Origin of the sequence: Chitinophaga sp. (assembly GCF_036569125.1) — a bacterium.
Lineage (GTDB): Bacteria > Bacteroidota > Bacteroidia > Chitinophagales > Chitinophagaceae > Chitinophaga.
This window is the reverse complement of the sequence record NZ_DATCRF010000533.1, coordinates 1-9,996: the sequence shown is the minus strand read 5'-3', so window position 1 is coordinate 9,996 and position 9,996 is coordinate 1. Positions and strand designations below refer to the sequence as shown.

At 50.9% G+C, this 9,996-nt stretch carries 2 protein-coding genes; both read right to left on the bottom strand.

Annotation, left to right across the window (positions count from 1 at the left end; genetic code table 11):
• Positions 1-40 precede the first annotated feature (40 nt).
• On the bottom strand, positions 41-8,827 hold the full coding sequence (locus tag VIM87_RS20060) for a neuraminidase-like domain-containing protein (protein WP_331998726.1): 8,787 nt from the start codon (positions 8,825-8,827) through the stop codon (positions 41-43).
• 44 nt (positions 8,828-8,871) lie between these two features.
• Positions 8,872-9,996 (bottom strand): hypothetical protein (locus tag VIM87_RS20055; RefSeq protein ID WP_331998725.1); only part of this gene is annotated, 1,125 nt, incomplete at its 5' end.

Sequence of the window (9,996 nt, the reverse complement as noted above, 5' to 3'; positions counted from 1 at the left end):
GGCGGTTGGTTATGGTGTCTATAAAGTCATCGATCATATGCTAACTGTTCACCTGGTATTTGATCACGATCAACATTTCTTTGATCTCGTCTTCTGTCAATAATTTGTAAGTAGTGGAGGCCGTTTTCCTGATCTTAATTTGCAGCGGGGCCAGTACAGCAGGCGCGGGCAGCGCCTTATCCGCAATATGCCACTGCTCCCCTGCTACCCTGGCGGCGGTGAGCAGATCGGCATCTGCATCGCCAAACAACGGTTTCACCTGGATCTTATATTCATCCATATTATCCATATAACCGTAACAGGTAATGTTGCTGATCTTCACATTCAGGCTGCGGGTAAAGAAGGGGAAACGGTCCTTAGTGAGCGCAATGTCCAGCTGCTGATCTGCATTATTTTCAGGATGCAGGAACTTATACCACGCGCTTGCGTATTCATGTTTGGCATCCAAAAGCAGATAACCTTCTTTCGGCAGCTTGGTTACCACCTGCTGCATCACGGTTTGTTTGAAAGCGTTGCCGCCATCGCGCGACTGGTATTTCAAATGAATGATCACATCTGCAATGGTATTAAAGTCGAACTGGTTACATTCCTTCGGCATATCCAAACGCCAGGTGCTGATAGCGCCTGCGCCTTCAAAGGGCAGAAAACGTTCGTCGCGGAAGTTCAGCTCAAACAGCCCGCTATCGTTCTGCGCACCGCTGGTAGCGATGGATTGAATAGCTGCAAAGTCCTGCACCAGGCTGGCCGGCTGCAGATCTGTTTTAGTGCGGAAGCTATTGGTGAGCAATGTAAGCGTTGCATTAATGCTGGTGTACGGTCCTGTTACACAAGGAATGGAAATGCTTACGGATTTAATGCGCCGCATATAATGACCGGGATAATCCAGGTCAAAGAGCATTTCAGCCAGCGGTATTTCGCAGGTGCCTTTGTTCTTCAGGTCTGCCAGCTTTTGCGGGGCCAGGTTAGCCAGTGAAATGTGCTTGGTTATTTCGTACTGACGTTTGTTCTGATCCAGGTAAGCAATGTCCAGACGTTTCAGATCGTAGTGCAGCTTTTCGCCTGACAGCAAACCTTTCTTCAAGCTATCCCAGTAACCAAAGCTGATGAAATCAGAATCCTGCAGGCCCAGTTCAAAGCGGTAAGCCTTTTCCGCTTTCTTGGCTACTTCATAGGCCATTTTATAACTCTGGAAATAGGTGGCGGAGATCTGCGTGATCATCCAATCGTACAGCTGCTGGTTGGTGTATTTACCGCGCATGTATTCATCCGTTGCATGTGCATTGCTGATCTGCAGGCCCAGGTTATCCAATTCGCGGGTGGCAATGTTCAGGCGGATCTCAGCAGCCGTGATCTGGCTTTCTATCTGATCCAGCTCTTTGTTAGCCATATCTATCTGGTGCTGCCATTCTTCCCAGCGACGTTCATGACCTGCCTTGATACCGGCCATGTTAGAAGAGTGCTGGCTCATGAGCGACAGGAACGACAACACATCACTGGAGGCTTTTGCAGCCTGCGCCAGGTTTAAGCCGCCAAACTTGAATTTAGCCAGCGGGCTGCCGCCAAAGCCTGATACGCCCAGGTCAATATCCGGGATAAGGGCTATGAGCGATGCTGCTAATTGTACGCCCTGCGCGGCTTCCTGGAAGGTTTGCGCTTCATTCAGCTTATCAATATTCAATTGCTCCTGTGGCAGCACTTTACTGCGGCTGGCAAAATAATCGCGCCGGGCTTCTATGGTTACCTTGCTGCGGTTCAGCCCTTCGATCTGCTCCTTCACTTCGCTGATCTGCTGCTTCCGGATGTACTGGTTAGCTTCCAGCACTTTTATTTCCTGTGTAGCGCGCAGCAGCGACAGGCCTTCTGCATCTTTCTTTTCCAGCACGGATAACAATGCGCCGCCCAATGCTTTTACATCATTACACAGCTCCTGCGCTTTGGATAAGATGATGTTGAAACGGTAGATGGGCGCATTCACACCGGCATCTTCCATCACACTGCCCAGGTCAATACCTGCGGCTGCAGCCTTTACCAGCAGGGCCGGATCAATAGGCGGCTGGAACAATGCCAGCTGGCGGAATACACCTTCTATGTTCAGGCAATGCCGGATCTTATATAAACGGTCGGCTACCTTATCCCAGTAATCCAACAGCTTATCGTTATGCGGAATGCAGAAATACAAGGTATCCACATCCGGCAGGTTCACACGCTGCGCATCTACCACGGCGCCGGTTTTATTTACAGGTACAAAGTTCTCTGTTTCTACCAGCGCGTTGGAAAACTCGTCCAGGTTGGGTTCCAGCGATTCGTATGTTTCCTCGAACAAGGGCGCTTTGGATGGAATGATCTTGGGCCGGGGGCCTAACAGCACTGCTGCCATTACATACAGCTGTGTAGCTTCGTTCACTGATTCCATTGAATCCTGGCTGAACAGATTATCGGCCCAGCTCAGTAAGTTATCAATGAACTTCATTACAATGTTCTTCTGGTAAGCTACGGTGCGGTATTGCGCCAGCAGGTGCGGGTTAAACGGATTATCGCGCCATTCATCTATCTGCTTTTCCAGCTCAGAATTGGTTTTGGAGATCTGCAGCATCAGATTCTCTATCTGCTGCTGGTAATACTGTGCAGAAGTTGTTTCGTAGAACGGCCGCGTGATCCAGTACCGCTGCGGCGTTGGTATCTCCGCATGCGTAACGGGATCGGTATGATAAGTGCCGGCTGGGTTAAAGATGTAGTTGTACCAGCGGTAGGCTTCATCAAAACGCTGGTTCTGGCTTAGCTTATTGGCAATAAAATATGGAATATGGAAGAACAGCTCCCAGTTATAAATGGCATAAGGGCCGCTCATGTTAAAGTCAACCGTTTCCTTTGGATACAGGCCTTTAACAAGGGAAGATGCACCGTATTCTGTTTTAAAATCAAAACCTGTATTTGCCAATTGGGTTGCGCGGTTTAAGATCCCATCTACACCCAAACCCGCCAGCTTTTGCATGAACAGCTCTACCATCGGATGATAAAAAGCAAAGCACTCATACCCTACCCTGTATTGCACGGCAGTGCTGCTTACGGGCCTGGTTACCGTGAACTGTGAACCGTTCTTATAATACACGGTAGGCCTGATGAAGAAGCTGCGCTTGCGGTCTTTGAACACAAAAGGATGCAGGGAATCAAACTGGCTGTCCTGGTGGCGGATGACCAGTGAGAAAGGAGTGCGGGAAGTTTTAAATATCACGCCATCGTCCAGGCGGTTGCCGTCTGCAATTTTTGCTACTACAGGTTGTTTGCCATAAGCATCGTTCACCAGGTCGTTGTATTTATGATGCACGCCTGTGGGCAAAATAAAATCCGGCTGCTTAAAGTCAACGGGCAGGGTTTGCACCTGGCGGCCCAGCTCACCGTAAATGTCGGTATTAGCGGTATCTGTTTTAAACAGCTCAAACGTAAGGCCGTTAAAAACAAATTCGGAGATATGCCGCAGCTGCTTGCCGGCGGGCGACTGGTTATCAAACTCCGGCGATACGCTGTAGTATAAATGGAAACGCAGCTCACCGGCATTGTCGTAGTTCGTGGTTTTCAGGTGATAGCTGTAATCCGGGCGATAGTGGATGGTGGGCAGTATTTCCTTGGATATTTTCTTGGGCTGCCATTTACCATTTTTGAATACCGTCCAGGCGATCTGGATCTTCCAGAACTTGTCCGGCTGCGCAGCAGGTAAAGCGCCTGCTGCAGCGGGCGGGATCGTCATGTTGGGTTTGGGCTCGCCCATAAACACAGGCCAGAACACGTGCAGCTTGTTGTTGAACATTACGGGCATAATATGTTCACCCGTGATGTCGGCATCGATCTTTTCCCAGGCGGTCCAGCGGTCGCCGTTCAGGAATTTGCGCATGTAGTAGTTATGCGGTATACCTTTGGTACGGCCCACTACATACATAATGCTTTGCGGGCCTTTCTGCTGCTCAAACATACCGCAAATATCCAGTCGGGACACTGCTTCCAGCTTTTCAAGGTAGTTCATGAAAGCTGTTTCCACGGATTCATTGGTGATCTCATTCTGCTGCAGGTCGTTTTCAAGCTCCTGGAAAAAGGGTGTTTTATTATCGCGCAGCTCCGGCTCTATCCAGTTCTCGGGGTACAGGAATACTTTGCGGTTAGCTTCCCATATGCGGTAGTTCTTCATCCACTTCCACTGGTTCCATTGCGGGTCTTTTTCACTGTCGATGATCACTTTGTTATTGGCTTCCAGGTTCATAAAACCGCGCTGCACAAACAGCTGGATGGAGCCATTGGCCTGCACCATACGTGATGTGAGCTGGCATGAGCTCATCTCAACATCCACCAGGTACCAGGCATACAGGTCATCTTTTGTTTTCCAGTTATTGGCGGGGGTAGCCAGGTTGGCCAGCATGTAGGCGCACAGCGCATCGCGCTTTTGTTCGCGCAGCACATCCTGTATGGGCTGGGTGATGCTTAACCATTGTGTGTTGCTGTACTTGGCTTTTACAGCCAGCTTAATGGCCTGCGCATTGTCCTTGGTCAGGTCCTGCGCTTTGGACCATTCTGCCAGCTTATCAGGGCCTACACCGGTGATCCTTAACCAGCTGAATACTTTATATAAGGTTTGGTAATAAGCTGGTTTTATGAAATCGGCGTTCACAAATTTCAGTAAGCTGTTCAGCTTTGTAATGGCGGCCTTATCCCAGCCGGTAAGCAATGCTAAACCATCCAGCCAGGCCGGCACATCCAGCGGGTTTACAGTGGCGCCGGAAAGCACCTGTAAAAAGTCCAGCTGGTCCTGCTGGGCAAACAGCTTGTTATAACCGATGATGGTGCTGATGTTAAACAGCTTGTCGATGCCTGTGGTTTGACCGTCTGCTACCGGCAGGTCGCTCAGCGGCATCAGGCTAAAGGTGGCAGCATTGGCCAGCAGCCATTCCATTTCCCGCACGTTCAAACGCAGCTTGCTGATCACGAAACCGATCTTGTACAACAGGTACAGCGTTTTGTATACATCTGCAAAGTTTGCCTTGTTTGTTTCAAACTGGAACTTCTTAGGGTCGGCGGGCAATGGTGCGGTAAGGCGGTCATCGTTCAAAATATCCAGCAGCAGCTTGTTTACGCCGCTCAGCTTTAAGCCGGACAATACCTTTTTCAGCACGGGCACTTCAATGGTGAACCAGTCGGAGATGGATTGCGTGATCTGGTTCTCTACCTTCAGCTTCACGTCTGCAGGCGCGGTACCGGCCAGCTGCGCTTCTGTTTTAATAATGCGGATGCTGTTGCGATAGCCGTTAATAAGGTCTGTGATCACACTGTCTGCAGGCGCTAATGGCGATGCTGGATAATATTTCAGCAGGGTTTGCGCTTCCGGTATGGTAATGCCGGTGGCCTGCAGCGTTTCAAACTGCTGAATGAACTGCAGCGTGCTATCCGGGCTGTCAAATGGTTTTACTACGCCCTGCAGGCTTGTGAAGATCAGCAGCTCTTTTACGCTGATGTTCAATGCGGCGGCTAAAGTGCTGTAGCGGTATAAGTGGCTCAGGTTAGCCAGCGACAGCTCGTAGATGGGTGTGTTAGCCGGCGGAATATTCAGCAGCTGCAATATGCTGAACATATCTGCTTCTGTGATGTTCAATCCTGCCAGCACCACGGAGCGGTTATCTACTGCGGGATCATCTATTTTAGCAACTGCTGGTGTGGCGGTTACTTTCACTACCTCAAAATTGGCGTTCACGGGGTTTAGCACGGCCTTGTTCAGGAACAGCCTTTGATACAAAGCATCCTGTGAGCTGAAGTCGATGTTCTCATAAAAGGCCAGCAGCTGATCTACCGGTAATGCCAGGCGTTTTTTCAGCGCATCAAACAGGCGCAGGTTATGCAGGAAGTTTATGTTCAGCGCACCGGCGCCTACCTTGGCGCACTGGATGGCCTTATCTACCTCCCACATGGCCCAGCCCAGCTTTTTCACCAGGCGCAGCACTTTATTGATAATGCTTAAAGTAGCAACATCCGTGTCATTTTTTACAATGGTCTTAATCGTATGTATCTGCGTATTACAGGTGCCTCCATCATCAATGGTAATGAGCTGCCCGCCATTTACGGTACGCATGTTCAGCAGCGCTAACATCTCTTCATAGGAAAGGCCGGTGCGGTCCAGGAAAGCGCGCACGTTATTCATGCTGGTAAGCGTGGCGGTGCCCCATATTTTCTTTTGCAGGGATAAGGCATCTACCACCGGTGTAATGGCAGCGTCATTCACTACCAGGTCGGCCGACATGCCCGGCCAGCCGAACCAGGCGGCTGCCATTTGCTTTTTCCAGGCATCCTCATTCAGCGGGTTATTCACCGGCTTAAAGGTTTCTATGAGCGCGGCACGGGAGATCTGTAAGTGATCCAGGTAAGCCCTGCCCTCCTCTTCCCACAGGTGAAAAGGCAGCTCAAAAGGTATACCCGTTGCCGTTAGCGGGTTGGCCAGCTTATCATATGCTGCTGGGATTACATTAGCGGGATTGGCGCGCAGCTCCTCCTGGGTGCCAATGGTCTGAAAACCGCCAGCCACACCGGCTACCGCGCTTTCCAGAATTTCATTCACCACATCAATGTAGGGTAATGGGGTGTTGGTGTTGTCGCAGTTCAGCTTTAGCTTGGCTATATCCGGCCTGCGTGCCAGCAGCACATCGCGTACAGGTTTATTATCGGTTGTATTACGCTCTTTCAGGAACTGCAGCAGGTCAACCATATAAGCTGCGGGGCTGTATACAGAGCGGCAATGCGCACATTCACAAAAATCATTGGAGCCGAACAGCTTTTCCAGGTTCGGAAAATTTACCAGCTTATCTTTTAGCTGGTCTTTGGCTGCATCCAGGAAATTACCTACTGCGGCGGGGTTCACCACGTTAAAGGCATAATTCAGCTGGGAGAACAACGCTACGGAGCCGGCATAACTTTTTTCAGATATTTCAAATACGCGGGCTGCTTCAGTGGCGGTGAGCTTACCGGTGGTATCCTCCCCTTCCGTGCCCTTGATCACATAGCGGTCCATGAACACGGTGCGGCCCATGCGGTAGATCTGTTTGGCGCTGTGAATATTATCATGTAACAGTGTTTTCAGCGTGTCTTTATTATCGGTAAGGCGCAGCACACGTTGCAGCTGTTTCAGGGGAATGCGCAGCACCGCGGGGTCCAGGCCATTGAGCTTTTCCTTATTGGCCGGGTCGGTGAGATAGCTATCTATGTTTGTTTTCTTCAGGTCAAAGTCCGGGTTAGCGGCCAGGAACTTGGCGGTTTCTTCCCGGTTAGGGATGTTAAAGTCGGCTTCATCTGCCAGCTTTTTGGCGATGCCTGCCGTGAGGTAAGCGGTATCAAAATTACTATCTATGATGGTGGCGTAAATGTTGATGGCTTCTGCATCTGTCATTTGCCCATCTTTGATATTATCCGGGAAGCCGGGGCTGCCGGGCGGCTGGTGCACTTTGGTAATAAGGGCTACCCAATCTTTCAGCAGGAATTTTGCAAAATCTCCGATCTGCATTTTAGGATCGGCATCCAGCTGGGCTTTGATGGCTATTAATACCGGCGGATGGTTCTTTACCAGGGAACCTATTTCCAGCGTGGTGTGCACGCTTTTTATTTCCTCCGGGGTCAACATCTTTTTTACTTCCTCCTTCTCCCAGAAAAGGGATAGTGCTGCATCGTGCTTGGTGAGCAAACCTGCCAGGGGCTGCTGTTTTGCTGCCGGCAGCTTGGCTATGTCCAGTAAGGTTTTTAAGGGTGTTTTACCTACAATGAAGGGTATGTTCAGGGCTTCGGCGGTTTCCAGGTCCTGCAGCTGTTTTACAAAATCAGCTATCTGCGCATCGATCACTGCATCTACCGTTAGCTTGGTGCCGGGCGGTACTACGCGGGATACGGGGAAGCTGTTAATGTCCACTGCAGCGCGCAATGTTTTTTGCTGCATTTCCGGGGAAATAGACAGGATGCGGAAATATATGAAATCCGTTACCGCCTGCAGCCCGGCTACCTTGCTTTCTGCCAGCAGGTCGGCCGGCATATCGCCTGGCTGTTTTTGCCGCAGGAAGCCAAAGATCACTTTTGCCGGTACCTTTTTAGCGGCTTCTATTTTATGGGCAATGATGAGGAACAGCAGCTTTTGCGTGGTGATGGAGGATGCGCCTGAAAGGAACAGGATATCCTTTTCAAACGCGGCAGGGTCCTGCCCGGCGCCCAGGGAAGCAATGGCTTTATCCCTACCGATCTTGTTCTGCAAAATATCTACCCAGGATTCAAACTCAGAGCGGCCCAGGTATTTACCTCCCCCATATACCACATTCTGTTCCAGCTCCAGGCTTACTGCAAAAATGGTGGGCGTTTCATATGGCACGCCTGCGGGGTTGGTGACTACTATTACGATATCCACCCTTTCGCCTGCGGGTTTATAGGTAACCTGGTAGGCGCCATCTGCCGCGGTGGTAGCTGCTCCCAGGCTGGTGCGCGCAGTAAAGGTCACTTTAAATACTTCTACCTTGTAACCTACGGCAGGCTTGCTGTTCTCATCACTTATCTTTCCCTTGATCACAGCATCCTGCACTACATCACCTGCGGCTACGGCATTGCGGATAGCCGTGGCCGTTGCATCATCCAGCTTGCCGGTTGGCTTAAGGCCATACTTCTTTTGTATGGCGGTGATCTTGGCTATAGTGTCGGGGCCAAAGGTGCCGGACTTATATTCTTTGGGGTGGATGACCAGCCCTAGTTTATTCATTTGCTTGTGCAGTGATGTAACCGGTTGCCCACGGAAGCCTTTTTGAAGGTTAACGGGATTAGCCATAATAATCTTTTTTGGGGTTTATGGAATTGTGGTTTTTACATGTTTTAAAAATGTCCTACGGCTGATAGCCCTACCTGGCTCTTACTGAAGTCAGAGAAATTAGGCACAAAGCCGATGGCAAAGTGGCTCAGCTGTCCCTGTCGGAAGCTAAAGAAAGAGTATCCTACCATTGGGCCGCTGGGCGCTTCTATATCGGACGGTAATTTCAGCTGCTGGCTCATAATTGGCGGTATGGGCGACGGATCCTTGATCTTATCCACTCCCGGCATATATGATAATCCAAACACATGACCGCGCGCGGAGAAACCGCCGGTTGAGCTGGCGCTGAAACCACCCCAGGCATACGTTAAGGGGGGTACGTAGCCCCATACGGTGCCGCCTATATCATAACCGGAGCTGGATGCTGTGCCGGTGGCGCTTACCTTCAGGGAGGGGATGCCAAATAAACGCAGCTGCCCCTGGCCGGTGAAGTAGCCGGTACCATCCAGCAGCGTGCCTTTTACGCCTGCGCCAAACTGCACCATCCACAGCGCATTCAGATCCAGGTTGGCGCTGAAAGTACCATTGCCTCCGGGCTGCAGCTTTGCATCGGCATTCAGCTTCAGCTTGGCCAGGTTGCCCACTGAGGCAAAGCTGGAATCCAGCTGCAGGTGGCCGCCCCATAATTTAAGATCGGTGGCGCCGGTGGCCAGTGTAAAAGAGCCGGCAGAGATATTTGTAAGGAAGCGCAGATTGCCACGGCCGGTGTACAATACCTGGCCGGCAATGGCCTCCGGATCGCCGGAAGCCAGCTGCCCCTGGTCTTTTACATATAAGGAGCCTTTTCCGTAAGTGCCTACCCATAAGCCGCTGCCCACGGTGCCAAAGGTCAGGAATCCACGGCCCTCAACGTTTGCCACACCTTCCCCGAAATTGCTTACCTGCGCATCTCCCAGCACAGAACCGGTAGTGCTTAACTTGAGGGGTGGTAAGGTTAATAGAAAGCCCGTCCGCCCGTGAACGTTAGTTATGCCCGGCTCCGGACTGTCTGAAGAAGAGGTGGATAATAAGCGGGTGCCCCGTAAAGGTCCCAGCTTAAAAGTGTTATCCTCCTTTTTGGGCGGCGTGGCGGCTGTGGCAGGATCTGTTCCCTGCGGATCATGCAGCATAATGGGATTATTGCGGCAGTA

What these genes read in the sequence shown, in the direction of transcription:
- VIM87_RS20060 (WP_331998726.1), bottom strand. Translation starts at nt 8,827, where the DNA reads ATGGCTAATCCCGTTAACCTTCAAAAAGGCTTCCGTGGGCAACCGGTT.